The 26,497-nt window shown below is 49.5% G+C and carries 28 protein-coding genes and 1 other annotated feature; of the genes, 4 read left to right on the forward strand and 24 right to left on the reverse strand.

Going from position 1 to position 26,497, the window contains the following annotated elements; all coding sequences use genetic code 11:
* The first annotated feature begins 138 nt into the window (after positions 1–138).
* The gene (yunB, locus tag K6T23_RS14940; protein ID WP_048006174.1) at positions 139–897 is read left to right on the forward strand and encodes a sporulation protein YunB; all 759 of its coding nucleotides are present in this window, start codon (positions 139–141) and stop codon (positions 895–897) included.
* A gap of 227 nt (positions 898–1,124) precedes the next feature.
* On the opposite strand, the gene K6T23_RS14945 is transcribed toward yunB, so the two are convergent.
* The 6 genes from K6T23_RS14945 to K6T23_RS14970 all read right to left on the reverse strand — a co-directional run bounded on the left by K6T23_RS14945 (position 1,125) and on the right by K6T23_RS14970 (position 5,590).
* Complete coding sequence (locus tag K6T23_RS14945) at positions 1,125–1,268, reverse strand: YrzI family small protein (RefSeq protein ID WP_179125840.1); 144 nt, start codon at positions 1,266–1,268, stop codon at positions 1,125–1,127.
* A gap of 544 nt (positions 1,269–1,812) precedes the next feature.
* Positions 1,813–2,040 carry a YrhC family protein gene (locus K6T23_RS14950; RefSeq protein ID WP_238281570.1) on the reverse strand — a complete coding sequence of 76 codons (228 nt, stop codon included), beginning with the start codon at positions 2,038–2,040 and terminating at the stop codon, positions 1,813–1,815.
* Between the two features lie 94 nt (positions 2,041–2,134).
* Complete coding sequence (locus K6T23_RS14955) at positions 2,135–3,271, reverse strand: bifunctional cystathionine gamma-lyase/homocysteine desulfhydrase (protein WP_056535202.1); 1,137 nt, start codon at positions 3,269–3,271, stop codon at positions 2,135–2,137.
* Positions 3,268–4,197, reverse strand: coding sequence for a PLP-dependent cysteine synthase family protein (locus K6T23_RS14960; protein WP_238281572.1), 930 nt, complete (start codon positions 4,195–4,197; stop codon positions 3,268–3,270). Before K6T23_RS14960 ends, K6T23_RS14955 begins: the two co-directional genes overlap by 4 nt.
* 45 nt (positions 4,198–4,242) lie before the next feature.
* A complete protein-coding gene (mtnN, locus tag K6T23_RS14965; RefSeq protein WP_056535198.1) occupies positions 4,243–4,935 on the reverse strand; it encodes a 5'-methylthioadenosine/S-adenosylhomocysteine nucleosidase in 693 nt (230 codons plus the stop codon).
* Between the two features lie 16 nt (positions 4,936–4,951).
* Positions 4,952–5,590, reverse strand: a complete 639-nt coding sequence (locus K6T23_RS14970) for a class I SAM-dependent methyltransferase (RefSeq protein WP_056535196.1) — start codon at positions 5,588–5,590, stop codon at positions 4,952–4,954.
* A gap of 169 nt (positions 5,591–5,759) precedes the next feature.
* Here K6T23_RS14970 and K6T23_RS14975 point away from each other — a divergent pair, with 169 nt between their 5' ends.
* Positions 5,760–5,966 (forward strand): DUF2536 family protein, encoded by a 207-nt coding sequence (locus tag K6T23_RS14975; protein WP_056535195.1) that lies wholly within the window; start codon positions 5,760–5,762, stop codon positions 5,964–5,966.
* Positions 5,967–6,018: 52 nt separating this feature from the next.
* Here the strand turns inward: K6T23_RS14975 and K6T23_RS14980 are convergent, their stop codons facing one another.
* The 18 genes from K6T23_RS14980 to cymR all read right to left on the reverse strand — a co-directional run bounded on the left by K6T23_RS14980 (position 6,019) and on the right by cymR (position 24,004).
* Positions 6,019–6,711 (reverse strand): YrrS family protein, encoded by a 693-nt coding sequence (locus K6T23_RS14980; protein WP_056535193.1) that lies wholly within the window; start codon positions 6,709–6,711, stop codon positions 6,019–6,021.
* Positions 6,712–6,792: 81 nt separating this feature from the next.
* Positions 6,793–8,541, reverse strand: a complete 1,749-nt coding sequence (locus K6T23_RS14985; protein WP_238281573.1) for a peptidoglycan D,D-transpeptidase FtsI family protein — start codon at positions 8,539–8,541, stop codon at positions 6,793–6,795.
* Positions 8,542–8,635: 94 nt separating this feature from the next.
* Positions 8,636–9,112, reverse strand: a complete 477-nt coding sequence (gene greA, locus K6T23_RS14990; protein WP_048006184.1) for a transcription elongation factor GreA — start codon at positions 9,110–9,112, stop codon at positions 8,636–8,638.
* A gap of 170 nt (positions 9,113–9,282) precedes the next feature.
* Complete coding sequence (udk, locus tag K6T23_RS14995) at positions 9,283–9,918, reverse strand: uridine kinase (RefSeq protein WP_053426487.1); 636 nt, start codon at positions 9,916–9,918, stop codon at positions 9,283–9,285.
* A gap of 230 nt (positions 9,919–10,148) precedes the next feature.
* Positions 10,149–10,802, reverse strand: a complete 654-nt coding sequence (locus tag K6T23_RS15000; RefSeq protein ID WP_238281575.1) for an O-methyltransferase — start codon at positions 10,800–10,802, stop codon at positions 10,149–10,151.
* 174 nt (positions 10,803–10,976) lie between these two features.
* Positions 10,977–12,116, reverse strand: coding sequence for an endolytic transglycosylase MltG (mltG, locus tag K6T23_RS15005; RefSeq protein WP_148984600.1), 1,140 nt, complete (start codon positions 12,114–12,116; stop codon positions 10,977–10,979).
* Positions 12,117–12,262: 146 nt separating this feature from the next.
* Positions 12,263–12,550 carry a DUF1292 domain-containing protein gene (locus K6T23_RS15010; protein ID WP_048006187.1) on the reverse strand — a complete coding sequence of 96 codons (288 nt, stop codon included), beginning with the start codon at positions 12,548–12,550 and terminating at the stop codon, positions 12,263–12,265.
* A 15-nt stretch (positions 12,551–12,565) separates the two neighbouring features.
* Entirely contained in the window at positions 12,566–12,982 is a 417-nt protein-coding gene (gene ruvX / locus K6T23_RS15015) for a Holliday junction resolvase RuvX (RefSeq protein WP_179125841.1), read from the reverse strand.
* Between the two features lie 3 nt (positions 12,983–12,985).
* Complete coding sequence (locus K6T23_RS15020) at positions 12,986–13,252, reverse strand: IreB family regulatory phosphoprotein (RefSeq protein ID WP_048006427.1); 267 nt, start codon at positions 13,250–13,252, stop codon at positions 12,986–12,988.
* Between the two features lie 83 nt (positions 13,253–13,335).
* Positions 13,336–15,960 carry an alanine--tRNA ligase gene (gene alaS / locus K6T23_RS15025; protein WP_238281577.1) on the reverse strand — a complete coding sequence of 875 codons (2,625 nt, stop codon included), beginning with the start codon at positions 15,958–15,960 and terminating at the stop codon, positions 13,336–13,338.
* A gap of 59 nt (positions 15,961–16,019) precedes the next feature.
* Positions 16,020–16,230: a binding site (T-box leader), on the reverse strand.
* Positions 16,231–16,267: 37 nt separating this feature from the next.
* Positions 16,268–17,353 carry an AI-2E family transporter gene (locus tag K6T23_RS15030; protein ID WP_238281579.1) on the reverse strand — a complete coding sequence of 362 codons (1,086 nt, stop codon included), beginning with the start codon at positions 17,351–17,353 and terminating at the stop codon, positions 16,268–16,270.
* A 92-nt stretch (positions 17,354–17,445) separates the two neighbouring features.
* Positions 17,446–17,577 (reverse strand): YrzQ family protein, encoded by a 132-nt coding sequence (locus K6T23_RS15035; protein ID WP_079516445.1) that lies wholly within the window; start codon positions 17,575–17,577, stop codon positions 17,446–17,448.
* A gap of 15 nt (positions 17,578–17,592) precedes the next feature.
* Positions 17,593–17,817: a hypothetical protein gene (locus tag K6T23_RS15040; protein WP_079516779.1), complete on the reverse strand. Its 225-nt coding sequence runs from the start codon at positions 17,815–17,817 to the stop codon at positions 17,593–17,595.
* 108 nt (positions 17,818–17,925) lie between these two features.
* On the reverse strand, positions 17,926–20,295 hold the full coding sequence (gene recD2, locus K6T23_RS15045; protein ID WP_238281581.1) for an SF1B family DNA helicase RecD2: 2,370 nt from the start codon (positions 20,293–20,295) through the stop codon (positions 17,926–17,928).
* 17 nt (positions 20,296–20,312) lie between these two features.
* Positions 20,313–20,984 (reverse strand): tetratricopeptide repeat protein, encoded by a 672-nt coding sequence (locus tag K6T23_RS15050; protein WP_079516447.1) that lies wholly within the window; start codon positions 20,982–20,984, stop codon positions 20,313–20,315.
* 302 nt (positions 20,985–21,286) lie between these two features.
* Complete coding sequence (gene mnmA, locus K6T23_RS15055; RefSeq protein ID WP_056535176.1) at positions 21,287–22,402, reverse strand: tRNA 2-thiouridine(34) synthase MnmA; 1,116 nt, start codon at positions 22,400–22,402, stop codon at positions 21,287–21,289.
* Between the two features lie 28 nt (positions 22,403–22,430).
* Complete coding sequence (locus K6T23_RS15060) at positions 22,431–23,573, reverse strand: cysteine desulfurase family protein (RefSeq protein WP_148984604.1); 1,143 nt, start codon at positions 23,571–23,573, stop codon at positions 22,431–22,433.
* 11 nt (positions 23,574–23,584) lie between these two features.
* On the reverse strand, positions 23,585–24,004 hold the full coding sequence (gene cymR / locus K6T23_RS15065) for a cysteine metabolism transcriptional regulator CymR (protein WP_048006195.1): 420 nt from the start codon (positions 24,002–24,004) through the stop codon (positions 23,585–23,587).
* Between the two features lie 178 nt (positions 24,005–24,182).
* Here cymR and K6T23_RS15070 point away from each other — a divergent pair, with 178 nt between their 5' ends.
* Positions 24,183–25,454: a replication-associated recombination protein A gene (locus tag K6T23_RS15070; RefSeq protein WP_056535171.1), complete on the forward strand. Its 1,272-nt coding sequence runs from the start codon at positions 24,183–24,185 to the stop codon at positions 25,452–25,454.
* Between the two features lie 118 nt (positions 25,455–25,572).
* A complete protein-coding gene (locus tag K6T23_RS15075) occupies positions 25,573–26,292 on the forward strand; it encodes a protein-glutamine gamma-glutamyltransferase (RefSeq protein ID WP_235563511.1) in 720 nt (239 codons plus the stop codon).
* Positions 26,293–26,497 lie beyond the last annotated feature (205 nt).

Raw genomic sequence — 26,497 nt, forward strand, 5'->3', positions numbered from 1 at the left:
AGTATATCACCACAAGTGCCTCATGAATCCTTCCATTCATGAACACCCTGTTGCGATTCTTTGACAGATATGTGTCCTCTCCTCCAGTCATAATCAATAACTCCTGACAATATAGTGAGAGAGAAGAGAGGTGACGGTATGTTCAAGAAGCGACGACCGAAACGATCTCCCCTACCTGCACGGCATGTCTTCATCATATCGTTCATCGTGTTCGTGCTGATGACGGTACAGAGTCTGTACATGATCAATAGGGGCATCGAGCCCGCACTCATGGAAATCGCTGAAACAACGACCCGGCAGTTCGCCGCCCAGGCCATCAACGATTCCATTTCCAAAAACATCTCTGAAGAGGTGGATATCAATCAGTTGATCGTCAAACATGAAACCGGCGGAGAGCCCAGCTATAGCTTCGACCCGGGTATATACAACAAGCTGATCGCAGAATCGACCGAAAGGGTCCAGCAGTACCTTGATTATGTGGAGAAAGGCGACCTGGAAAAGCTCGAAGCCTTTACCTCTGAGACGGAAATCGATTTTGAGAAAAGCAAAGATGCAAAAGGCATTGTGTATTATGTGCCCCTCGGCCTTGCAGCGAATAATACCCTCCTTGCCAATATGGGCCCGCAGATCCCCATCCAGTTCATGATCATCGGGGACGTGCAATCGAATGTAGAAACACAAACAAATGTGGTCGGGATCAATAACACCTATCTCGAAGTGTATATCAACATTTCGGTTGAAATGAATGTAATCATTCCGAGGCGGACCAAAACGATCAAGGTGGCCAACAAAGTCAAAATCGGCGATCTGTTCATACCAGGAAAAGTCCCGGACTTTTATAGCGGGAACGGCAGCGGCAGCTCCCCTGCCATCCAGCTTCCGAAAAAAAGCGAATAGAAAAAGCGGGTCCGGTAGCGGACCCGCTTTCTTCATTATTCCGGCATCCGCTTCTTCTTGAAGAACCTGCCGATCATCACTGTCCAAATCGAGATGGTCAAAAACATCCTGTCACCAACCCTTCACGTTCGTTAGGCTGTGTCCTTCTCCACCCAGAGCGCATTCAGCCTTTTCACTTGTATAAAAATCATGTTCATTCTCCTCCCTATGGTTTGATCGTACAGGTATTACAGCGTATGTGATGTGAAGTGCTGCTGTCTTGTCTTGGTCTCTTCGAAATGCTTCGAGACCGATTCATTATGTGTAGCTTCTTCGAATGACGTACGCTTCTTTTTCAACGTAAGCGTCACGAATAGTAAGTTAAGAGTCATGGCGATCCCCCCTTTCCAGTATTGTTTTTTTGCATGAAAAAACCGCAGGGACTCCCTTCCCGGCGGCGCACAAAAAAGCCGCAGGAAGATGCATTCTCCCCGCGGCATTCATTCACATATTGGTCAGAACGAAAGATATCCCACTGTCGGTCGAATGGTAATATGAAGTTGTACGGCGTTGATTCCTTTGATCATCATCATGTTACTCGACCTCCGTTTCCGTGTGATATTTTTCTTACATTGGTTAGTATATCCAATTATAATGGAAAAGTAAACCACTTTTTAGAAAATATTTTTTCATACGATCAGCTTAATCCTTTATACCGGTCATGTTCTCCGTCCAAGACTTCGCTTTCCGCGGGTAGCGCGTGAGCCTCCACAATAGGCCTACGGGGTCACTCTTCCCTCAGGAGTCTCCGTCTTGCACTCCAATCAACCGCTTGAAGCAATGAATTTTCATCTTAACAAATTAAAAAACCCGAATTCATTTGCCTGATCCTTGGCGAATGAATTCGGGTTTGCTATAAAAGCTTTTATCTCAGCCTTATTCGTCTTCCATTATTCGTTTTTGATACTTGATTGCTTTTTTGAAAAAAGTAAAGGAAGCAATCAGTAAGACCATGGTCATGCCCATGAGGCTGTACAATTTCACCGCGGTATCTGAAATGCCGGGGATCAATACGCCCAGATATAAGAATACGCTCAAATAGAGAAGGGTGAATCCAAACCGTCTATAGTCGGATCGCTTCTGTTCAAAGATGTTCTTATCCATCGTCGACACCTACTTTCGGACTAGTTGACTCACAATCTATGGTAACATATCCGGAGGTGTCGCCCCTCATGTAATTGATGCCATTCCTGCCAGCTTATTTAGAGAGCGCTTGATCGATATCCTCGATGAGATCTTCCACGTCTTCAAGTCCGACGGAGATCCTGACGAGGCCATCCGTAATGCCTAGTTCGTCACGACGATCCTTCGGAATCGATGCATGCGTCATGCGGGCCGGCACGGAAATCAGGCTTTCCACTGCACCAAGGCTTTCTGCGAGAGTGAAATATTTCGTGTTGGTGAGGAGACGGTCAGCATTCGCCTCGCTGCCCACATCGAACGACACCATACCTCCGAAGCCGGATGCTTGCGCTTTTGCAATCTCGTGGTTCGGATGTGATTCAAGTCCAGGGTAATAAACTTTGGATACTTTTGGATGTTGCAGGAGAAAGTCGACGATTTTCTTCGTATTGATTTCGTGCTCTTCCATACGGAGTCCAAGCGTCTTGATTCCACGGATGAGCAGCCATGAATCCTGTGGACCCAGGACCCCGCCCGTAGAGTTCTGAACGAAGAATAGATCTTCTGCAAGCTGATCGGAATTCACGACCACGAGTCCCGCCACGACATCACTGTGACCTCCAAGGTACTTGGTGGCACTGTGAAGAACGATGTCTGCACCGAGGGCAAGAGGATTCTGCCAGTATGGCGTACTGAACGTATTATCCACGATCGTGAGCAGGTCATGCTTCTTTGCAAGAGCTGCTGCTTCTTTGATATCCGTGATTTTCAAGAGCGGATTGGTCGGGGTCTCGATATAGACCGCTTTTGTGTTCTCACGGATCGCTTCTTCGATGGACGCCGGATTGCTGGAATCGACGAATGTCGATTCGATGCCGAGGCGGTTCAATACTTTTGTCATCACACGGTAGGTGCCTCCGTATACATCATCTGTGAGGACGACGTGGTCACCGCTGTTGAACAACATCATTACCGCTGTGATGGCGGCCATGCCGGAGCCGAATGCGAATCCGCGTTCTCCGCCTTCAAGATCTTTGATTAATTCCTCAAGTGCATGCCTGGTCGGATTTCCTGAACGGGAATATTCAAACCCCTTATGCTTACCGACTTCATCCTGCTTATATGTGCTTACCTGATAGATCGGTGTGGAAACCGCACCCGTTTGTGGATCTGTCGGAATGCCACCGTGGATCAGTTTCGTTTTCTTTTTCATTCTGAACTTCCTCCTTCATAGATATCCTGACTTAAGTATCGTTCACTGGAATCCGGGAAGATCGTCAAGAGATGGGACCCGGGTTCAGCCTGCTCTGCTTCGAGGAGTGACGCATACAATGCCGCACCGGAAGAGCTTCCGACGAGAAGGCCTTCTCTTCCAGCCAGCTCTTTGACCATGGTGAACGCATCTTGATCACTCACCGTATGAATCCCTTCGAAATAAGATGGATCCATATAGTCCGGCAGGAACTCCATGCCGATTCCTTCTGTGCGGTGGGGACCGGAAGGACCTCCGTTCAGGATGGAACCTTCAGGCTCGACGATGACGGTCCTGAGCGATGGCTTCTGCTCTTTCAGGAATCGCGCCGTCCCCATGAATGTACCACCTGTACCGGCGCCCGCTATAAACGTATCGATCCGTCCGTCCAACTGCCTCCAGACTTCCGGACCGAGTGTCTTGTAATAGGTCATGGGGTTTGCAGCATTCGAGAACTGGGCAGGTGAATACGAGCCCGGGATCTCCTTCAGCAGCTCTTCGGCCTTGGCGATGGCCCCCTTCATCCCGTCGGCTGTCGGGGTGTTCACTACCGTAGCACCGAGGGCCCTCATGAGGGTCTGCTTTTCGACCGAGAACTTTTCCGGTACACAAAACATCACGTTATAGCCTGAACTCACGGCCGCCAGTGCAAGTCCGATACCCGTATTGCCAGCCGTGGGCTCTATGAGTGTCCCGCCTTTTTGGATCATGCCGGTCCGGATTGCATCTTCCAGTAGCTCTTTTCCAAGACGGTCCTTGACACTCCCACCCGGATTCATGAATTCCAGCTTTGCGAAAAGCCGGACCCCTTCCTTCAGCGGGAAGTTCGTCAATTCCACGATGGGTGTGTTCCCGATGAGGTCCTGTACACTGCTATATACTTCCAAAGGTTGCTCCCCCTTACAGAGCTGTCACCGGGACAGCTTCTCTCTTTATACGGACTCTACAATATTCATGACCATATTGGCTGAATGCAGGGCCGCTTTTTCCAGGTATTGATCGAATGACAAATCGGATTCCTTCCCGGCAATATCAGATAGGGAACGGATGATGACGAACGGGGTGCCGAATTGATGGGCAACCTGTGCGATTGCCGCCGCTTCCATCTCTACTGCCTGCAGAGAATCGAACTTGTCACGGATTGCTTCTACCCGTGCAGGATCGCTCATGAATGAATCCCCTGTTGCGATCAAGCCGGAAACGACTTGTACGTCCCCCATCTTCTTCACCGACTGCACGGCGATTTCTTTCAACTTTTCATCCGCCGTGAAGGCAGCCGGTAGCTGTGGCACCTGACCGTACTCATAGCCGAATGCTGTCACGTCCACATCATGATGGCGGACCTCTGTGGAAATGACCACGTCCCCGACGTTCAGTGCAGGATCGAATCCGCCTGCTGATCCAGTATTGATGATGCTGTCTGGCTTGAAGTGCTGTAGTAGGACCGCTGTTGACATCGCGGCATTTACCTTTCCGATTCCGGAACGTAGAAGAACGACTTCCTTCCCTTTCATTGTTCCACTTGTATATTCACACCCTGCGATGGTTTCGACCACAGGATTCGAAATGTTTTCCCTTAATAAAGTGACTTCTTCTTCCATTGCTCCAATGATGGCGATTTTCATAGTGTACGACCTCTTTCTACTGTTTAGTCGCCTCCATGATCCATACAAATGCATTCACCTGATCGAATGTGACTGTGAATCCTCTCGGTTCAAGGAGGGCTCTGAACACATCCAACGTGGTGTAGTATTCGCGTTTCAGGTCATCTGCTAGATTATGATATCCTTTTTCGATGGCTGCGGATATGGCGGCTTGATAGTGCCGGTCACTCTCGAACATGGTGTCGGCCCATACTATTTTACCACCACGGGGCAGGTACTTGCCATAAATCTCAAAGGCTTTTCCTTTTTCCTCATCGGTGAGGTGGTGAAATGCGTAGGAACTGACGAACGAGTCCACCGTCCCAACAAGATCGAAATCAAGGAAGTCTCCATCCCTGAAGGTGACCTGGTCCCCGAGTTTCTGCATGCCGATCTCCCTCATCTCAGGGGATGGCTCGAACGGCAGAACCTCCAGCTTGTTCTCCAAGAGCTTCTTCGTCAAATTGCCCGTTCCTGGACCGAATTCGACGACCCTTCCTTTTGCACGGGCAGCCACTGCATCTAAAATGGCATCATAGTGTTCAAACACCGCCTGGTATTCGACATCATGACCCGTTACGGTATCATCGTATGAATCCGCCCAATCCTGGAATAAATCCAAAAACTCTCTACCCATCGATCCCACTCCTGTTGGAAAGTTTATAATTCCTATCCATATACTATGATTTAATTTTAAAACTGTTATTAAATTATCATATCCACCCCCATTATTCAACTGTTATCCATTGCCAAGGGGGCAAACAAGCCCTAAAATAAGGAGGCGAACCGATAAGAGGGGGAGAAACATGAGTATTTCATTTGAATTGATCAAGGATAAGGTCGAGTTCTTCGAGGCCGCAGATCTTTCCACACTAGAAAAGAAAATTACCGAGCAGATTGAATTGAATCAGTCGATCATGCTCAGGGTCCACCATGTACAGCATCATGTGACGGTAGATGAAAACAGTCGCCGCCTCTATACGGCCGTTGTCCATTTCAAGCTGAATCAGTGAATGCAGAACAAAAAAATCCGCCGGGGTCCACATGACCCTGGCGGATTTCTCTTTAGTTTTTATCGTTTTCGATCAGTTCCTGAACCTTAGTCGGCTGCCAGCCCTCTCCATCGATCCACTGAAGATAGACCCTGTATGCCTGGGAGTCATTCTTTGCGGATACTGTACCGATGGATTTCTGCGGACTACCGTTTCCTTCGATATACCATACCGTCATATTGTTTTCTGGTATTCCGGTAGCGTAGGATAGAGCTTTCACCTTTTCGTTCCAGTCAGGTGTTCCCAGATCATAGGAAGATACGTGCTCTCCAGATTGTGAAGTGCCCACCGGCTTCCAGTCTGGATGCACAACGGTTTTATCCACATTCGGTTCGTCGCCATCCTGAACTTTCAGCTTGCTGTCGTCTTCCGACTTCAGATCTTTTTCTTTATCATCGTCGGATTTTTTTTCATCTTCGTCTTTTTTGTCCTTGTCCTCTTTGTCGTCAGCAGCTTTTTTATCATTTGAATCCTCATTATCTTTTTTGGCAGTATCGCTTTTATTTTCTTCAGCAGAGGCTTTCTTGTTCCCTCCATTACCCGTAGAGGAAGAAGCCGTATCGGAGCTTTTGTCGTTCCCGCCTCCAATAAGGATCGAGCCGCCCACTACGAGGATCAATAGGACGACGACTGCAATCATGATATTCAGGATTTTATTGGTGTTCTTTTTTGATCGTTTATCTAATCGAGATTGGTACTTCGCCATGTCTTTCCCTCCCTATTATCCTCAATAGTTTAACAGACAGGGGAAAAAGAAGAAAGCGAAACATTATCCATTTCCTTCGACTCATTCCTGATCCAGACGGTAGAGGGCGTCGACGCTGTCCTTGAAGATCGGATAGATGCCACCTTCGTCCACTAGAACGTCCATATTCACCGCCACAAGGGCATACTTCGGGTCGTGGAAGGGGAAGTAGCCGGCGAACCACTTGTTATAAAGCTCATTTGCCTTGGTTATCTCCCCCCTGTAGCTTCCGGTCTGGGCTGTGCCCGTCTTACCGGCGACTTCGTATGCCGCTTCCTGAAGATAAGGGGCCGTCCCTAGGGGAGAATTCACCACCCCGCGCAAGTACTGCTGCATTTTCATCGCTGTGAACGGGCTGATTCCTTCGCCGCCTTCCTGCATCGGGAATGTCACCATATCCGCTCCGTTCTGATATTCAACCATCGATACTGCACTCACTTCGTACGCCTTTCCTCCCCTTGCGATCGTCGCCATCATATTGGCCATGCCGATGGGGGTCACCCTCACTTCATTCTGTCCGATTCCGGTCATGGCGATCTGGTTGCGATCCTCTTTTGCTGCATCTGACGCAAAGATCCTGGATTGTTCCAGCTTCAATTGGGAGAAATCCTCGTAGTGGAATACGTCCCCTTTCCAGGCGACATCACCCGTTAGGCCGAGTTTATCTGCGTACTCTTCAATGAGATCCGGGTCTTTTTCTGTCAGTTCATTGGCGAGGTCTGCAAATGTACGATTGCAGCTTGCTGCCAGACTGTCCCTGATATTGATCGAGCCGTGTGGCTTCTGTGCTTCCCCTCCCCTGATATTCCGGTCACAGTCGAACATCCTTGTTTCATCCACCATGCCTTCCTCAAGGCTCGCCGCTGCAATGACCGTCTTGAAGACGGAACCGGGTATGAGGGCCTTTCTCATATAATCCGTCGCTCCTTCTCCGAACGGATCCCCCTGTTTCATCTTCGGTCGAGAGACGCTGGCCACGATCTCACTGCTTGCGATATCGAGTAGGAGAAGCCCCCCTTTTTTCATCTCGTATGTATCAGCAACCTCTTCAAGGGCTTCCTGCGCCCTTGAATCGATCGTCGTCTTCACGTTTAATGGATAGAATGGATTGGCCGAGGCGACATATTTCACGTCTGCTCCGAACAGCGGTCCTCCCGTTGCATCCACATGATACACAAGCTTCGCCTGCTCCTCGGCTATGAGCCATTCGTCAAATATGCCCTGAAGCCCAGAGACACCGACGGGCTGATTGGCCCCCTTGACCCTATCGGGATACCGCTCATGGAACAGGGTCGTGTTCTCACCCGTCACCCCGATCAGTTGCGCGGCAGGGATCACAGGCTTTTTCACTTTTTTCTTCACGGCAAAGACCCCTTGGACCTCCAGAGCGTTCACGCGGTCCATTTGAGACTGCGTAAGATCCACGCTGCCTTTCAGGACCACGGGTTCCTTTGCCCCGAGGAGATCCCGCTTGATGTCTGCTTCGTTCATCCCTAGGATGGATGCTACAGTGGCGCTCGGCCACTCGATCTTATTCAGGAACGGGAAGAGCACCACGACATTTTCTTCATCGAAGGTCAGGGGATTGCCTGCACGGTCAAGGAAAGCCCCTCTCCCTTCGTCTATGACGATCTGCTGCGTCCGCTGTTCCACGCTGCTCTCAATCAGGTTGATTTTGTGTTTGGAGAATGACTCGGTTTGGACCAGTTGCACCTGCATCAGCCTTCCGATCAGACCAAACAGGATGGATAATAGGATGATACTTAAGAATAAGACCCGTTTCTTCTTCATGCTTTCACCTCTACCATCATTGTTGACGGTTCCGAGATGAATTAGTCCTTTGATTTTCCCCATAAAAAAAGAGGCCCGGAGGCCCCTTCTTTTATCAGCTTACTTCTACGATCTTGACGCTCATTTCCCCGCCTGGAGTCTGAACCGTCACTTGTTCGCCTACTTTATGTCCAAGAAGACTTTTGGCGATCGGGGAGTCATTGGAGATTTTCCCTTCAAATGGATCGGCTTCAGCGCTTCCCACGATGGAATATGTTTCTTTATCGCCATCAGGAAGTTCGATGAAGGTCACCTTCTTACCAAGCTGGACCGTATCGGAATTATGATCATCTTCTTGGATGATCTTTGCGTTGCGGATCATATTTTCAAGCGTCGAGATGCGTCCTTCTACGAATGCCTGCTCATCTTTGGCTGCATCGTACTCAGAGTTCTCGGATAGATCCCCGAAGCTCCTTGCGACTTTGATGCGCTCGACGACTTCTTTACGTTTAACCGTTTTCAGGTTCTCTAGTTCTTTTTCTAACTTTTCTTTCCCTTCGATCGTCATCGGGTATACTTTTTCTGTACTCATGACCCTCTTCACTCCTTCTCTATTTAGAGCATCCCCTGGCTCTTTATGTACCATATTGCTTCAGCATGTAAAGCGAGGGAATGGAGAAGATGAAACCCTTCTCCATTCCCTGATGATGTTCAATTGTGGGGATTTGTAAATTTTGGACTTTATTTATCTATGCTATCGTATTACAAAAATGACTTTTGTTCAAGAATTGTTTGAATTTTTGTGACCATGAGGTCGATGGCCACATGATTATGGCCGCCTTCCGGGATGATCACATCGGCATATCGCTTCGTCGGTTCGATGAATTGATTATGCATCGGACGGACGACCGTGATGTATTGATCAATGACGGAATCAATGGAACGCCCTCGCTCCTTGATATCACGAAGCATCCTTCTGATGATGCGGAGATCGGCATCGGTATCCACGTATAGTTTAATATCCATTAAGTTGCGCAATCTCTCATCTTCTAATACAAGGATTCCTTCTAAGATGATCACATCTTTCGGCTCAACAGGGATCGTTTCATCCGAACGCGTGTGCATTTTGTAATCGTAAACCGGTTTCTCCACGTGCTGATGATTCAGCAGGCCTTGGAGATGTTCAATCAAGAGGTCATTATCGAATGCCAGTGGATGGTCATAGTTCGTTTTCAGACGCTCCTCGAATGGTAGGTGGGATTGATCTTTATAATAATAATCCTGCTGCAGCATGAGGATGGAATGGCCCTGGAATTGTTCGTAGATCGCTTTCGTTACGCTAGTCTTCCCTGACCCTGAACCTCCTGCTACACCAATGACGACGGGTTTCTGCTTCATAAGGTTACGATGTTCTCCTTTCGAATCATGCAGTGCTCCTGCTCTGCATGATCTTTCACAATTTATTATGGGTGGCGGACAACATCCTGCTCATTCCCTTTTTCATCCCTGGTTGTATGATGGTGTGAATGACCGGATCTGAACGATCCCTGTTTGACCACTCAGCACCCTTCTCCAGCCCCGCTCATTTTTTCATGCATGCATGAAAGACGGTCAGCTTCACCGGAGTATCAGGCTTCTACACGGGTGCCCCTCTTTTTGCTGATTGCGACCCCGTCCCCGACCGGGAGGATCGACGTATCATATTCAGGATGACCCATCAGCCATTTGTTGTAGTCCTGCAGTTTTTTCACCATGTTACGGATCCGCTTCTGCTCAACCACTTCCTCTGCCACCAGTCCTTTGAACAGAACGTTGTCAGAGTATACGACACCTTCAGGGGTCAGCATCTCGGAATAACTGTCGAAGAATTTGCGATATTGACCTTTGGCAGCATCGATGAAGACCGCATCATACGGACCATGTTGCTTTACATCTTCCTGCAGCTCGAGGGCATCACCGAACAGGGTGATGACCCTGTCACGTGCAGATGAACGGCCGAGGAACTCCTGTGCCTTCTCATACCTTTCTTCGTCCCTTTCAAGTGTGACGATGGTGGTATCGGGAAGCGCTTCGGCCATCCTGAGTGCAGAGTATCCGATTGCCGTACCCACTTCAAGGATCCGCTTCGGCTGTTGGATCCTGAGCATTCCGAGGAGCGCCTCGATGCCGACAAGCTCCATGATCGGCACCCCGTTCTCCTCAGCATATGCTTCCATTTCCTGAAGCAGATCGGAACGGTCCAGAACAATGGATTCTATATAATCGATTACTTTTTCGTCCACGGAATCAACCTTCTATCGTTTATTTTCCGGCCCATTGAGCGTAATGAACATGAAAAGAAGAAAGCTACCTTGAGCTTTCTACTTAAAACGCCGGGCATCGGTATATGAAAATAACTTGTATCATTTTATCATATGAGGAGGAGGAAAGCGAATATTTCTTTCCTCCTCCATGGTTCAGTCCTTCTTATTCGTGATGTATTTTTCTTTCTTCTCATTATGTTCATCCAAGGTTTCCGAATAGTAAACGGTCCCGTTCGATGAAGCAAGGAAGTAGTAGAAATCCGTGTCTTCCGGTTCCAATGCCGCTTCGATGGACGATACTCCTGCGTTTGAGATCGGTCCCGGCGGCAGTCCTTTATTCTTGTACGTATTGTAAGGAGAGTCCACTTCAAGATCTTTGTAGGTGGTCCTTGCCTTATGTTTACCTAGTGAATACAGCACGGTTGGATCCGTTTGGAGAGGCATGTCCTCTTCGATGCGGTTATAGAAGACGCTTGAGATCTTCCCCCTGTCCGCTTTCTCCGTCGCTTCTTTCTCCACGAGGGAGGCAAAGGTCAGAAGTTCATGAGGGGACATTTTCTTCTCTTTCATGGCCGGCTCATATTGGGCCAGCACTTCGTTCGTCTGGTTGATCATTTCCTTCAGGATGCTTTCAAGCGATGGCTTCTTTTCATAGAACGAATAGGTTGCCGGATACAGATAGCCTTCAAGCGGTCGTTTGATCTTTTTGTTTGAGACATCTTTCGTAATGAGATTCGGATATTCCTTCTTTAATTGCTCGATCCATTTCTTGTCTTCCAGCTTCTTTTCCACTTCCTGCTTCGAATACGGTGACTTCTCACCAATCAACCCGGCAATCTCATCAAGTTGCAGGCCTTCTGGAACGGTGATGGTGAACTCCGCATCGCGGATCACCCTACCGGTCTTCAGGCTTTTGATGATTTCATCCATGGTCATGGAAGGGGTGAGACCGTAGCTCCCTGCCTGGAAGCCTGATTCATTGTTGAACTTCACATAATACTTGAATACCGTCGCATTCTTCACGATCCCCTTGTCTGCAAGAAGATCGGCGATGGTGGAGACCCCGGAGCCGATCGGCACCTCTACATTAACGGGCTTGGAGTCATCGGGGTCAACGGGCTTCAGGGCGGATTTGACATAGAAATAGCCGCCTACCGCCGTTCCCCCTATAAGGATGACCACGCATAGAAGAATGAGGCCGACGATCTTCCTGATGGATCTTGCTTCGGATTGTCGTTCGAGTAATTTTTTCATCAGCGTTTCCTTTATCTCTTTTTTATCTGTCATAACCATTCCCCCTTTCGAGCAAAAAGCGGGATATCCGACATTGATTTCGACATCATCTCCACCATTATACAATATTTTGCACAAAGAAAAACAGGGACCGGTAAAAAGGAGAGAGTTTTCTCCCTTCACCGGCCCCTGCATGTAAGGAATCCTTATTCCATTTCTTCATCTTCAAGGAATGTGTTGAGCATTTCCTCGATCATGTCCCACTCATCTTCTGTTTCGATCGGCTGCAATTCGCCTTCTTCGCCTTCATTTCCAGGCAGGAATGCAGAAGCGTGGATTTCGATTTCTTCTTCGTCATCTTCGTCTGCTCCAAGTGGATAATACAGGACGTAGGATTTGTTGAATTTATCTGATTCGAATGTGAAGAGGACTTCACAAAGCTGTTCGTTTCCTTGTTCGTCTACTACTGTGATTTGTTTTTCGCCATGTTCCATTTTAAATACACCTCATTATTTTTGACTGTCCAAGAATCCCTGAAGGATCATGGAGGCAGCCATTTTGTCGATTACTTTCTTACGCTTCTTCCTGCTCACATCTGCCTCAAGGAGAACCCTTTCGGCAGCCATCGTACTGAGCCGTTCATCCCAAAAGACGACGGGTACACCAAGCTCGGTACGGACAAGCTCTCCGTAGGCTTGTGAAGCTTCACCTCGGGGACCGATGGTATTGTTCATATTCTTCGGCAGGCCGACGACGACCTTGCTCACTTCATATTCTTCTGCGAGCTCCTTGATCCTGTCGAGCCGGAACGTATTCTTCTCTTCGTCTATCTTGATGGTTTCGATTCCCTGGGCCGTCCAGCCAAAGGCATCGCTGATGGCGACACCCACGGTCTTCGAGCCGACATCCAATCCCATAGTGCGCATGTGTTATCCCTCTTTATGCTGTTTCAAATACGATTTGACTAATTCTTCGATGATTTCATCGCGCTCAAGGCGTCGGATGATATTCCTGGCATCTTGATGCCTTGGAATGTACGCGGGATCTCCGGATAGTAAATACCCTACGATTTGATTGATCGGGTTGTACCCTTTTTCCTGAAGCGCATTATGGACTTGAAGGAGGACTTCCTTCACATCATGTTCAAATGGCTCCTCGGAGAAATCAAATCGCATCGTTTTGTCAAAAGAACTCATCATTGGCACCTCTCTTCAGGCTTGTCTTTTTGACAACCGAATTGTTAATCGCTACAACCATTGTACACCACTTTGACAGGGAGTTAAACGGATTTCACCCATTCTTCTACAAATTGAAGGGCATCATCCAGCTTCGACGCATCTTTTCCGCCTGCCTGAGCCATATCCGGACGTCCGCCGCCTCCTCCGCCGCAGCGTGTAGCAACTTCCTTCACAAGCTTGCCTGCGTGATACCCTTCTTTGACGAGATCATTCGTCACACCTGCGATGATGTTGACTTTATCGCCACTGGCAGAAGCAAGGACGATCACACCGGAGGACAGCTTCTGCTTCAGGTCATCCATCATGTTGCGCAGGTCGCCGCCACCGACTTTTGCTGTCAGGACATTGACTCCATCCACGACTTTGACTTGGTCGGTCAGGTTTCCTGCTTCTATGTTGGACAATTTTGCCGCCAATGATTCATTCGCTTTCTGAAGTTCCTTCATTTCCTGCAGAAGGGATTCGACGCGGACCGAAACTTCTTTCGGATTGGTCTTCAGCTTCGCAGCCGCTTCTTTAAGGAGGGAGACCTGGTCATTCAGGACACGATATGCCCCTTCTCCTGTCACAGCCTCGATCCTTCTTGTGCCTGCTCCGATGCCGCCTTCTGATTGGATCTTGAAGAGGCCGATCTCAGAGGTATTGCCTACATGACAGCCACCGCATAGTTCCAGGGAATAGTCGCCGATGGAAACGACACGCACTTCATCCCCGTATTTCTCACCGAATAGTGCCATGGCACCCATCGCTTTTGCTTCCTGCAGGGTCTTTTGTTCGATGTTGACTTGAAGGGCCTGCCATACTTTTTCGTTGACGATCTGTTCGATCTTTTCCATTTCTTCTTCCGTGATGGAACCGAAGTGGGAGAAGTCAAATCGGAGTCTGTCCGGTTCAACGAGTGACCCTGCTTGATTGACATGCTCCCCGAGTACATCCTTCAGTGCTTGATGAAGAAGATGCGTCGCCGTGTGATTCTTTTCGACTTTCTTGCGGGATTCCCTTGAAACGATGGCTTTCACTTCTGTGCCCTTGAGCAGAGATCCTTCTTCTACGATACCTGAGTGAAGGTTTTGTCCGTTTGGAGCCTTTTTGACGTCTCTTACAAACACCTTTACCCCATCGGCAAAGAGATAACCCTTATCCCCGATCTGACCGCCGCTTTCAGCATAAAACGGGGTTTCATCCAGGATGAACTGCACTTCTTGCCCCTTGTCAGCCTTTGGCTGACGCTCATCTCCCACGATGACTTCGAGGACAGTAGCCGTTGCTTCAAGAGTCGAATAGCCCACAAATTCACTCTTCACGGTCACATCACTGAGAACACCGCCTTGGACCTGCATGCTTCCCACATCCTGACGGGCGGAGCGTGCACGTTCGCGCTGCGCTTCCATTTCCGACTCGAAGCCTGCTTGATCGAGGCTCAGTCCTTCTTCCTCTGCATACTCTTCAGTAAGCTCAACAGGGAAACCGTACGTATCATACAATCTGAAAACATCTTTACCTGGGATGACGGTGCTGCCAGCTGCTTTTTGTTCTTTCATCACGCTGGAAAGGATGTGCAATCCTTCGTTCAGCGTTTCATGGAAGCGATCTTCCTCGTTCTTCACGACTTTCTGGATGAACTCGGTCTTTTCCTTCACTTCCGGATAGAAGTCGACCATCACTTCCGCTACAACCGGAACGAGCTCGAACATGAACGGACGATTGATGCCGATCTGCTTCGCGAAGCGCACAGCCCTTCTGAGCAGACGTCTCAGTACATAACCGCGGCCTTCATTGGAAGGAAGGGCCCCGTCCCCGATGGCAAATGCCACGGTCCGGATATGATCGGCAATGACTTTGAATGCTTTGTCGTCTTCTTTACGCTCGCCGTATTTGCTGCCCGACATGCCTTCTGTAGCCGAAATGATCGGCATAAAGAGGTCGGTATCGAAGTTCGTCGGCACGCCTTGGACCACGCACGCCATACGCTCTAGGCCCATACCGGTATCGATGTTTTTCTTCGGAAGCGGGGTGTACGTCCCGTCAGGATTATGGTTGAACTGCGAGAACACAAGATTCCACACCTCAAGATAACGGTCGTTTTCCCCTCCTGGATACAGTTCAGGATCATTTGGGTTCTCCCCATATTCCGGGCCGCGGTCATAGAAGATCTCCGTGTTCGGTCCGCTTGGTCCTTCCCCGATATCCCAGAAGTTCCCCTCGATTCGGATGATGCGTTCTGCCGGTACTCCGACTTTGGTATGCCAGATATCGAATGCTTCATGATCTTCAGGATGGATCGTTACGGAAAGCTTTTCAGGATCGAATCCGATCCATTCCTCTTTCGTCAGGAATTCCCATGCCCATTCGATGGCTTCCACCTTGAAGTAATCGCCGATGGAGAAGTTCCCGAGCATTTCAAAGAATGTATGGTGACGGGCCGTTTCCCCCACGTTTTCAATATCGTTCGTCCTGATCGATTTCTGTGCGTTCACGATCCTTGGATTTTCAGGGATCACACGTCCATCAAAATATTTTTTGAGTGTTGCGACTCCACTATTGATCCATAGAAGTGATGGATCCTCATGGGGGACCAGTGAAGCACTCGGCTCCACGCCATGGTTCTTTTCCTGGAAGAAATCCAGGAACTTTTGCCGGATTTCGGCTCCTGTCAATGTTTTCATCGTCAGTTCCTCCTTTGAATATGTACATAAAAAAGAATACAAAAAAGCCCTCATCCCTGATCAGGGACGAGAGCTAACTCGCGGTACCACCCTGGTTATGGATAAAGATTCTTATCCATCCCTCAATACGCCTTAACGCGGCCATACGGCAGGGTTCTTCCTGCACTCCGGATCAGCATTCCGTCATCCTTCATCCGGGTACCCTTTCAGCCTAGGGGTGCCCTCTCTTCTCGATGGACTATGACGTACTCGTTCCTTCATCGTTTTACGTGTATAAATTGGATTATAAAAATAATCGAAGGGTTTGTCAATGTCCCTCCTTTTCTTTTTGACGGGAATGGATGAAATGCGTCCGGCCGTGCAATATGGCGACCTTGATGATGGCAAGGGCCGGTACTGCCACAATCATGCCAATCACACCTTGGACCTCACCGCCGATGATCAAAGCGCCCATGATGAATAGAGGGTGCATATGCAGCGTCTTCCCGACAATCAGGGGAGACAGGATATTCCCTTCGAGGAACTGCAGGATCAAGACGATGATTGCCACGTAAATGACCATGTGAAGGGAAATCGTGCTTGCCACAAGCACTGCCGGAATGGCCCCGATGATCGGTCCGAAATAGGGGATGACATTGGTCACCCCGATGATCAGGCCAAGGATGAGGGGATATTTCATTCCGATGAGCCAAAGTGCCGACGTCGATACACCGAAAATGATCAAACAGACCAGGAGTTGCCCACGGATATAGCCTCCTAGAGAAGCATCCACGTCCCTTAGGAAACTTGCGCTGCTTTCTCTCCACTTGCGGGGAGTGAGCCGGATGAAGAACCTTTTGACCTTCACCACATCCTTCAGCAGATAAAAGGATACAAACGGGATGATGGCAATGATCAGAAGGGAATTCATGAACTTCATCAGGATGGCAAGGACGACGGCTGCAAGGCCCGTCACCCATGCTTCCAGCCCATTGATCCGCTTATCGAGCATGGATTGGATGCCATCCGGCCACGCGGCGGTCTTATACTGGATATAGGTGAGCCCGCGGTTGTATTGATCGGTCAGAACTGGAGCATTTTTAGATAAATCATCGATTTGGTGGATGATGGCCGGCGTCCCCTTATAAATCCCCCACCCGATGCTTCCAAAAAAGAGCAGGTAAATAAGAAGGATGGCGATCCCCCGGTGAATCCCAAGTTCATGAAGTTTCTCCACCACGGGATGGAGCAGATACGCGATGAACGCTCCGATGATAAACGGCAGTGCCGCAAAAAAGAATACGTCAAGGACGGGTTGCCATACCGGCTTCAACAGAAAAAGTACATATAAGAGCAATGAAGCGACAAAGGCAATGGTTAATCGGTAAAGCCATTTCGCATAATTGGTAGCCATGAAAGGTCCCTCCCTTTTATGTAGTGTGCCGAAGCAGGGAGGTTTTAGTCATGAGAAAAGGTCCGGCAATAGCCGGACCTTTGAGGTATTTTCTAGAAGAGCTTCTTCACTTGTTTGCGGAATCTCTTCATTTGCTTACGATTCAACATATTGGACCTTTGGGAATAGATGGACGCGGCGATGCCTGCCCCGAACCCAACGATCGATGAAAACGTCCTGTTCATGAAAAACACCTCTCCCTAGCTAAGTTGGCGTTCTTCCTCGTCAAACAGATCATCAAGCGAACTCAGTGAGCCATCTTCCTCCACCTGATGGGTGTGGATGACTCCCTTGGACAGGGATAATTCGATATAGCATCCCCAGCAATAAAACTGATTGATGCCGATTTTCCCTATATCTTTGCTTTGGCAGTTCGGACATTTCACGGCAGGATTCACCTCGTTCTTAGGTTTTATCCTTACCATCATGGCCCTGCGAGCAAAAAGATATACTTGAAAGGCGAAGAATGTTCGAACGCTCCTTCCTAGTTTGGACCGAATGAGACGAATCATAAGCTGAAACCATTTCCAGTCTCACGTCATGAAGTCATACGGTGTGATGCCCTCCATCCCGATCATGGGGTCCACCTTCATCAAGTCGATCGGGGCATCGTCTTCCGGCACACTGTCTTCCATTGTTTGAAGCCTTTCCTTCAGGGTCGTCTTCCTTATGATATCCTCTTCCCGTTCGACCCCCATACGGAACGCATCTTCTTCCCCGCACAGGATGAGGAACTGCTTGCTTCTGGTGATCGCCGTATATAGAAGATTTCTCCTCAGCATACGGTAATAACTTTTCACCACCGGAAGGATGACGATGGGAAACTCACTTCCCTGGGATTTATGGATGGAGCAGCAGTACGCATGGGTGATCTGTCCGAGATCCTGACGGGTATAGGTGACCTCCGTTCCCTCGTAGGAAACGATGACCATATCCTGCTTTTCCGTGTTTTCCTTTGCGTAAAAGATGGACACCACTTCACCAATGTCCCCGTTGAAGACGTTGTTCTCGGGCTGGTTGACAAGCTGAAGCACTTTGTCCCCGATCCGGTACTTCACATCCCCGAAGGCGATTTCCTTCCGCGTTCCATCATTCTTATTGAAGATTTCCTGCAGAAGGACGTTCAACCGGTCGATTCCTGCTGGACCTCTGTACATCGGGGCCAGAACCTGAATATCCTTCGGTGTGAAGCCTTTCTTCTTCGCGTTTTCCACCACTTTCTGAACCACTTCGGTGATCTGATGGGTCCGGCAAGGGAAGAAAGAACGGTCCTTCTGCTGCTTCACAAGGTCATCCGGCAAACGTCCTGCCTTCATTTGATGGGCAAGGTCAATGATGGAAGAGCCTTCTTCCTGGCGGTAAATATCCGTCAATCGCACCGTCGGCACCCTTCCCGATTCCAATAGATCCTTCAGCACCTGTCCCGGTCCGACGGATGGAAGCTGATCTTCATCGCCCACAAAGATCACCTGAATATTTTCAGGCAGGGCCTTGAGGAGCTGATGGGCAAGCCATGTATCCACCATCGATACTTCATCGACAATCAGCAGCTTTCCTTCGATGGCCCTTTCTTCGTCTGTCTGAAAACCCTCTTTTCCATTCCAGCCCAACAGTCGGTGGATGGTCATGGCAGGCAGTCCCGTCGATTCCGTCATCCGCTTGGCGGCCCTTCCCGTCGGGGCAGCAAGAAGCACCGGGAACGGTTCATCCTTATATTCCTTCGGGTCAAGCGAACAACCGTGAAGATCGGCATAGAGCTCGACAATCCCGTTGATGACGGTGGTTTTTCCCGTACCAGGTCCTCCCGTCAAGAGGAGCATCGGGCTCATGAGTGCCGTTTCGATGGCTTCACGCTGTGAAGGGGCATACTGCACGCCCAATCGGTCCTCCAATGCACCTAAGGAAAGGAGGAATTCCGATTGAGGGAACTGATCTTCATAATCGGTCTGGGCAAGGATCCTCTCGATATTCGTGACAATGCCTTTTTCGGAGAAATAAAGGGAAGGGGTGTAAATCTTCGTCCCCTCACCGGCCACTTTCCCTTCCTCTTCAAGCGCCACGACCTGGGCAGAGATCTCCTCGAATTCGATGCGTACGGACTGACTCTTTTCCAGCAGGTCCTTCACGCTCACAATGAGTTCTTCCGCCTCAAGGTACACATGACCCTGTTTCACGCACATCTGTTCCAACGTATACAAACAGCCGGCCTTGATCCTGTCGGGATGACTGCCTGTGATCCCGATCTTCGAGCCTAGTTCGTCGGCACGGGTGAACCCGATACCTTCGATATCCTCCACCAGCTTATAGGGATTGTTCTGGATGATCTCCAGTGCCTGTTCTTTATAGGCCTGGTAGATCTTCATGGAAATCTGCGGGCCGAAACCAAAATCGTTGAGCATGATCATGACGCGCTCTAGTCCCTGATGCTCGGATAATGTATCAAAGATGGTCTTTGCCTTTTCCTTCGTAAGCTTCGGCACCTCGTCGAGGACCGATGGATTCTCAAGGATTTTGGTGATGGCATTTTCACCTACGTGTTCCACGATCTTTTCAGCCGTCTTCGTCCCGATCCCGCTGAACAGATCACTGGATAAATAGTGGACGATCCCTTGTTTGGACTGGGGGATTTCCTTCTTGAAATGATCGGCATGAAACTGAGTGCCGAACTTCGGATGATCCTGAAAACGACCGAAAAAGGAGTAGGTTTCTTCTTCATGAAGCTTCGGAAAATGTCCCGTTACAACGGCTTCTTTATCACTGTAGCCCTCATCATTGGTCTCTTCCACCCTGATGCGCACGACACTGTACATATTGTCTTCATTGTGGAAGATCGTAACGAGATGGCGCCCTTTGACGTACAGTTCTTCATCTCCAAATAATTGTAAAGAGTCTTGCTGGCTCAATTCAGCGAACCCCCCGGTTATTCACTCTCTTCTTTCTTGATCATTTCCACCGTCGCCACACCCATCTGGGCAAGCTCATGGTCAGGTTGAAGTTCGATGGCCTTATGGAAGAAGACAAGCGCTTGATCAGTGTTGCTCTCATGGACCAGATTGGCGACGCCGAGGTTGTAATAGGCATCCGCATGCTCCGGATCAAGTGATAGCACTTTGTTGAAAACCTCAATCGCTTCCGTGTAAGCTTCTACTTTTGCAAGGGACAGACCCAATTGGAAGAAGGCTTCTACGTCCTGATCATTCAGTTCAACGCTGCGCTGGAAATAAGGCAGGGCAAGCTTCGGCTGATCGAGCTGCGAAAGGCTCATGCCCAGCATGAAGTGGACGTCCGCATTCTCCATCCCCTTTGTGATCGCACGTTCGAACTGGTCTTTCGCATGATCATACTCTCCCTGATTGAAGTGAAGCGTACCGAGTGAATAGTATGCTGCCCCCGCTTCGGGGTCGACTTCCATCGCACGCTCGAAAAAGCGCTTCGCTTTTTCCGGATCTCCAACAGACATAAGGACATTCCCGAAGTTGATGTAGCCTACCGGATCAGTCGGGTTCTCCTCGATTGCTTCAGTGAAGATCTGAACGGCATCTTCCACCTTCCCCTGTTGAAGAAGTTCAATTCCTTTTGCATTTTTATCCATATGAAAACACCTCTTAAAATTCGTCTAGTATGTAACTCATGATGGTAGTAGTATACCACATCGGCCTGGTCATTCTCTTCCCAAACAAAAAATGGACTGACAGAAGAATGGCCTTCTTTTTCAGTCCATTATTGTGGGAGGGCAAGTCCTTTGTTCTTGGCCCCCTCCGCTTTTCTTCTTGTCCAGCTCCGGGGGCTTGGGGCTCGAGGTCATAAGCTGTGAAATCCATAAAGGCACAGATCGCCTTTCCGGTTTTCCCCTCTTATGCTTGTCGCCCCAGGGCGAGCCCCCTCCGCTTTTCTTTACCCTACGTATGTGAGTTTTTCTTGGTTTCGGTAGATGGTGTCGATGGTTCCGCCTCCGAGGCATTCATCTCCGTTATAGAAGACGACGGCCTGTCCAGGTGTGACGGCGCGGATCGGTTCATCGAATACGACGGATACGGTACCGTCTTCCTGAGGGATGACGGTCACTTTGTTGTCATCCTGACGGTAGCGGAATTTCGCGGTGCACGCGAAGGATTCCCGTTTAGGGTCATTGGATGTCCAGTGAACGTCCGTCGCCAAGATGGAATCTGAGTATAAGGCCGGGTGCTCAAAGCTTTGTCCCACATAGAGGACATTGCGTTCAAGGTCTTTCCCGATGGCAAACCAAGGGTCGCCGGCTCCACCGATTCCAAGTCCATGGCGCTGTCCGATGGTGTAATACATGAGTCCATCATGTTTACCCATGACTTTTCCGTCCAAGGTTTCCATATTACCAGGCTGTGCTGGTAGATAGTTTCCGAGGAAGTCCTTGAAATTCCGTTCGCCGATAAAGCAGATGCCCGTGCTGTCTTTCTTTGTTGCCGTGGCAAGTCCTGCTTCTTTCGCGATTTCTCGAACCTTCTTCTTGTCGATGTTTCCAAGGGGGAACATGACTTTCTCAAGCTGATCCTGCCCAAGCTGATTGAGGAAGTAGGTTTGATCCTTATTGTTGTCTACCCCACGGAGCATTTTGTATTCTCCGTCGCGGTACTCCACCTGTGCGTAATGCCCTGTGGCAAGATAGTCCGCCCCAAGCTTCAGTGCATGATCAAGGAATGCCTTGAACTTGATTTCCTTATTGCACATTACATCCGGGTTCGGTGTACGTCCCGCTTTGTATTCTTCAAGGAAATAGGTAAAAACCTTATCCCAGTACTGTTTCTCGAAGTTGACCGCATAATACGGAATTCCAATCTGATTGCAGACGCGGATGACATCATCATAATCTTCCGTTGCAGTGCAGACGCCATTCTCATCGGTGTCATCCCAGTTTTTCATGAACACGCCGATTACTTCATAGCCCTGCTCTTTCAGTAGGAGCGCCGCGACAGATGAGTCCACCCCACCTGACATTCCGACGACCACCCTTGTGTCTTTCGGTTCTTTTTTCATCTATGCCACCTCCCTTATCTTTCCTTCTTCATGTCGTGAGACGATGGATGATCTTCACCGCTTCATCTGAGGCCCGCACGATGTCTTCTTCCGTGTTCCCGAGTCCGAAGCTGAAGCGGATGGAGTTACGGATCTTCTCCGAGTCCCCTCCAAACATCGCCACCAGCACATGAGATGGTTCTATTGATCCAGCCGTACAAGCAGATCCGCTTGATACGGCGATTCCTGACATATCGAAATTCACCAGCATGGATTCGACATCCGTGCCGGCAAAGCTCAAGTTTAGCACATGAGGAAGCCCGTGCTCAAGCGATCCGTTTTCCTCATATGAAATACCGGATTCATCGAGCTTCCCCTTGAGGATCTCTTTGAATCCTGCATATCGTTTGCGCTTCTCTTCCATGGATGAAGAGGCTATTTCAATGGCTTTGGCCAGTCCGGCTATTCCAGGAACATTCTCCGTTCCTGCGCGGCGCTTCCTCTCTTGTTCACCGCCATATGCGAGGGGGAGGATGTCCACATCCTTCCTGCAATAGAGGAATCCCACCCCTTTGGGTCCGTTGATCTTATGTCCTGAAACGGAAAGAAGATCGACTGCCAGTTCGCCGACATTCAGCTCATGGAGTCCATAGGCTTGCACCGCATCCGTATGGAAGAGGGCCTGGTGATCCTTCAAGAGATGTCCGATCTCGGAGATGGGCTGGATCGTCCCCACTTCGTTATTCCCGAACATGATGGTGACCAAGATGGTGTCTTCACGCAGGACGGCCTTCACGGCATCCACGCTGATCCTACCTGTCTCATCTACGGGCAGATAGGTCACCTCAAACCCCTGTTGTTCAAGATGCTCACATGTATGGAGAACGGCGTGATGCTCGATTTCAGTGGTGATGATATGATTCCCGAGCTTCCGATTCTTCATGGCAGCGCCGATGATGGCCATATTGTCGGCCTCCGTACCACCGCTAGTGAAGATGATCTCATTATGGTCTGCGTGAATCGATGCTGCAGCAATGGAACGGGAGCGGTCCACGATGGAGCGGGCTTCCCTTCCGAATGAATGGATGCTCGACGGATTACCGAACGTTCCCTGCATGACCGTCATCATCTCGTCGATCACCGCAGGGTGGACGGGAGATGTTGCCGCATGATCCAAGTAGATTCTGTTCATTCACTTACCTCCTAGATGTAAAACATGTATGCATCGGATTCTCCGTCATCTGTATGACTGGCGAGATCCTCGATCGTTGTATTATCAAGCACGTCCTTAACGGCATCTCGGATGCGGATCCATAGCTCGCGCTTTGCAGGCTCCTCATCCTCGATCCCTTCCACTGGGCTGATCGGCCCCTCCAGGATCCGGATGATATCACCAGCGGTAATATCCTTAGGTTCGTGGCCGAGGACATATCCCCCATAAGCCCCCCGAATGCTCCTGACCAACCCGCCGTTGCGAAGCGGGGCGACCAGCTGTTCAAGATAGTGTTCTGATAAATCATGCTGTTGCGCGATTGTCTTGAGGGATGTCGGTCCCTCACCGTGGCGTTTGGCCAGTTCGATCATAATCGTCAAGCCGTACCGGCCCTTCGTGGATATCTTCATTTCAAGCACCTCTGCTATATAGGGTAATTACATTAACTGTATGGTTTCATTCGCTCCTGCCATTATAGCATATTCCATGTCCCACTGTGAAAGGTGGCACATGCGCAGGTTATTTCCATAAAGGGTACCCCTGTGATAAAGTAAAAGGTATCAGAACGCCAGTTTGGAGAGATATACCATGTCGATAAAACCACTCGCTTTCAAAATGAGGCCGCGGACCATCGATGAGATCCTCGGTCAGCAGCATCTTGTCGGAGAAGGAAAGATCATCGATCGGATGGTCAAGGCGAAACAGCTATCATCGATGATTCTGTATGGACCGCCCGGAATCGGGAAAACGTCTATCGCCAGTGCCATTGCAGGGAGCACCCAGTACCGGTTCAAAACATTGAATGCGGTCACCAATAATAAGAAGGACATCCAGATCGTAGTGGAGGAAGCCAAAATGTCAGGCAAGGTCATCCTCCTCCTCGATGAGGTCCATCGCCTTGATAAAGGAAAACAAGACTTTCTCCTTCCTTATCTTGAAAATGGGATGATCACCATGATCGGTGCCACCACGAGCAACCCTTATCACGCCATCAACCCTGCCATCAGGAGCCGGTGTCAGATATTCGAGCTGAAGCCATTATCCACAGATGAAATGAAGCAGGCCATCCGCCGGGCCATCCAAGATGAAGAACGCGGACTTGGAACGTACAAGCTCGATGTCAGCGAAGAAGCGGTCGAGCATTTTGCCAGCAGCAGTTTCGGTGATGTCAGGAGCTCCCTGAACGCATTGGAGCTTGCCGTGCTCTCCACTTCCCCTGATGCAGAGGGAGTCATTCACATTACCCTTCCCATAGCCGAGGAGTGCTTACAGAAGAAAAGTTTCTCCCATGATAAAGACGGAGACGCCCATTATGATGTGATCAGCGCATTCCAGAAATCGATCAGGGGAAGCGATGCCAATGCCGCTCTCCACTATCTCGGAAGACTGGTGGAAGCAGGGGACCTGCCGAGCATCGCCAGAAGGTTGTTGGTCATCGCCTATGAAGACATCGGTCTTGCCAGTCCCCAGGCAGGGCCTCGCACCCTTGCCGCCGTGGAAACGGCTGAGAAGATCGGATTCCCCGAAGCCCGGATCCCCCTTGCCAATGCCGTCATCGAGCTTTGCTTGTCACCGAAATCCAATTCGGCGATCTCGGCCATCGATTCGGCCCTATCCGATATCAGGAAGGGGAAAAGCGGTGAAGTACCACCTCATCTCAAGGACGCCCACTACCAGGGCGCTGCAGAACTTGGCAGAGGAATCGAATACAAGTACCCCCACGATCATGAATCGGGCTGGGTCAAACAGGACTATCTGCCTGACCGGATCAAAAATGCCAAATACTATCAACCAAAGAAAACAGGCAAATTCGAGCAGGCCATCGGCCAAGTTTATGAAAATATCAATAAGCATAAGTAGTGACAGGTTAAGCCCGGGGCAAAGCGATCCGGGCTTTTTTCATGCTGTCTCTAGCCTTTCCGCTCTCACCCATGACCAAAATCTACATACCCTGATACTAACCAGGAGGTGATCTATCTTGATACATCTGAATGAAGGAATGCCCATGGACCCGAAAAGCCTCCCCGACGAACAGCGCGCCATCTATGAAGCATTGAACAATTCCCCCATGGATTATAATTTCCCGTCAAAAGACCAGCTGAAGTTTGAAATCAATATGAGAACCCATATACTTCAAAACGCCAAAAAGATCGATGAAGGTGATTCGGAATTCTCCGCTTTCGCCGACTCCCGCTTCAATCCGGCTTTTTGGATCAAGACCCCATATGGGTATGAGCTCAGGCGGGGCCGACTTCCCTCCGACGCCATCCGGGACGTCTTCACCAACAGCGCCCTCTACAGCTTCGAGTGCGTGACCACGATCGTCCTGATCTACTATAAGAGCATCCTTGACTCCATTGAACCATCCATATTCAATGACCTCTATTCCCATTTGTTCATCTGGGGCTCCAATTACAATGAAAACCTATGGATGGAAACATACCGCGGCGTCGATCGCATCCCAGGAGACGTGTATTACTTCTACAACCCAGATTACGCCGACCCCATCTGGATGGGAGAAAACTCCGTTTATATGGCAGACGATCTTTACTTCGGTCACGGAATCGGCATGGTTTCGCATAAAAAGATGATCGAAGCATTGGACACCCTGAGAATCGAAGGAGCAAAAAAATCCGCCTACCTACTCAATCAGGTGACCCGGTTGAACTCAGCAAGGTTCTACCCCTACAGGCGATAAAAAGGGCCGAAGAGTAACGCAACACTTCAGCATACACCCAACAGCAGGCACAGACCGTTCATTGCACTACCAACCCACTACCCATTGCAGCCACCGTACGATCGCCTACTAAACCTCCAGTTCGATCGTACACAATTACAAAAAGCACCCAATCTACGGCCACTCCCCAATACACAAGCACAGAGTGATTGGAGCGGAGGGCGCT

The sequence above is a fragment of the Rossellomorea marisflavi genome (genome assembly GCF_022170785.1).
Lineage (GTDB): Bacteria > Bacillota > Bacilli > Bacillales > Bacillaceae_B > Rossellomorea > Rossellomorea marisflavi_B.

Coding starts and splice junctions, on each gene's coding strand:
- yunB (WP_048006174.1), top strand. CDS start 139: ATGTTCAAGAAGCGACGACCGAAACGATCTCCCCTACCTGCACGGCAT.
- K6T23_RS14945 (WP_179125840.1), bottom strand. CDS start 1,268: ATGACTCTTAACTTACTATTCGTGACGCTTACGTTGAAAAAGAAGCGT.
- K6T23_RS14950 (WP_238281570.1), bottom strand. CDS start 2,040: ATGGATAAGAACATCTTTGAACAGAAGCGATCCGACTATAGACGGTTT.
- K6T23_RS14955 (WP_056535202.1), bottom strand. CDS start 3,271: ATGAAAAAGAAAACGAAACTGATCCACGGTGGCATTCCGACAGATCCA.
- mtnN (WP_056535198.1), bottom strand. CDS start 4,935: ATGAAAATCGCCATCATTGGAGCAATGGAAGAAGAAGTCACTTTATTA.
- K6T23_RS14970 (WP_056535196.1), bottom strand. CDS start 5,590: ATGGGTAGAGAGTTTTTGGATTTATTCCAGGATTGGGCGGATTCATAC.
- K6T23_RS14975 (WP_056535195.1), top strand. CDS start 5,760: ATGAGTATTTCATTTGAATTGATCAAGGATAAGGTCGAGTTCTTCGAG.
- K6T23_RS14980 (WP_056535193.1), bottom strand. CDS start 6,711: ATGGCGAAGTACCAATCTCGATTAGATAAACGATCAAAAAAGAACACC.
- K6T23_RS14985 (WP_238281573.1), bottom strand. CDS start 8,541: ATGAAGAAGAAACGGGTCTTATTCTTAAGTATCATCCTATTATCCATC.
- greA (WP_048006184.1), bottom strand. CDS start 9,112: ATGAGTACAGAAAAAGTATACCCGATGACGATCGAAGGGAAAGAAAAG.
- udk (WP_053426487.1), bottom strand. CDS start 9,918: ATGAAGCAGAAACCCGTCGTCATTGGTGTAGCAGGAGGTTCAGGGTCA.
- mltG (WP_148984600.1), bottom strand. CDS start 12,116: ATGGTTATGACAGATAAAAAAGAGATAAAGGAAACGCTGATGAAAAAA.
- K6T23_RS15010 (WP_048006187.1), bottom strand. CDS start 12,550: ATGGAACATGGCGAAAAACAAATCACAGTAGTAGACGAACAAGGAAAC.
- ruvX (WP_179125841.1), bottom strand. CDS start 12,982: ATGCGCACTATGGGATTGGATGTCGGCTCGAAGACCGTGGGTGTCGCC.
- K6T23_RS15020 (WP_048006427.1), bottom strand. CDS start 13,252: ATGAGTTCTTTTGACAAAACGATGCGATTTGATTTCTCCGAGGAGCCA.
- alaS (WP_238281577.1), bottom strand. CDS start 15,960: ATGAAAACATTGACAGGAGCCGAAATCCGGCAAAAGTTCCTGGATTTC.
- K6T23_RS15030 (WP_238281579.1), bottom strand. CDS start 17,353: ATGGCTACCAATTATGCGAAATGGCTTTACCGATTAACCATTGCCTTT.
- K6T23_RS15035 (WP_079516445.1), bottom strand. CDS start 17,577: ATGAACAGGACGTTTTCATCGATCGTTGGGTTCGGGGCAGGCATCGCC.
- K6T23_RS15040 (WP_079516779.1), bottom strand. CDS start 17,817: ATGGTAAGGATAAAACCTAAGAACGAGGTGAATCCTGCCGTGAAATGT.
- K6T23_RS15050 (WP_079516447.1), bottom strand. CDS start 20,984: ATGGATAAAAATGCAAAAGGAATTGAACTTCTTCAACAGGGGAAGGTG.
- mnmA (WP_056535176.1), bottom strand. CDS start 22,402: ATGAAAAAAGAACCGAAAGACACAAGGGTGGTCGTCGGAATGTCAGGT.
- K6T23_RS15060 (WP_148984604.1), bottom strand. CDS start 23,573: ATGAACAGAATCTACTTGGATCATGCGGCAACATCTCCCGTCCACCCT.
- cymR (WP_048006195.1), bottom strand. CDS start 24,004: ATGAAGATATCCACGAAGGGCCGGTACGGCTTGACGATTATGATCGAA.
- K6T23_RS15070 (WP_056535171.1), top strand. CDS start 24,183: ATGTCGATAAAACCACTCGCTTTCAAAATGAGGCCGCGGACCATCGAT.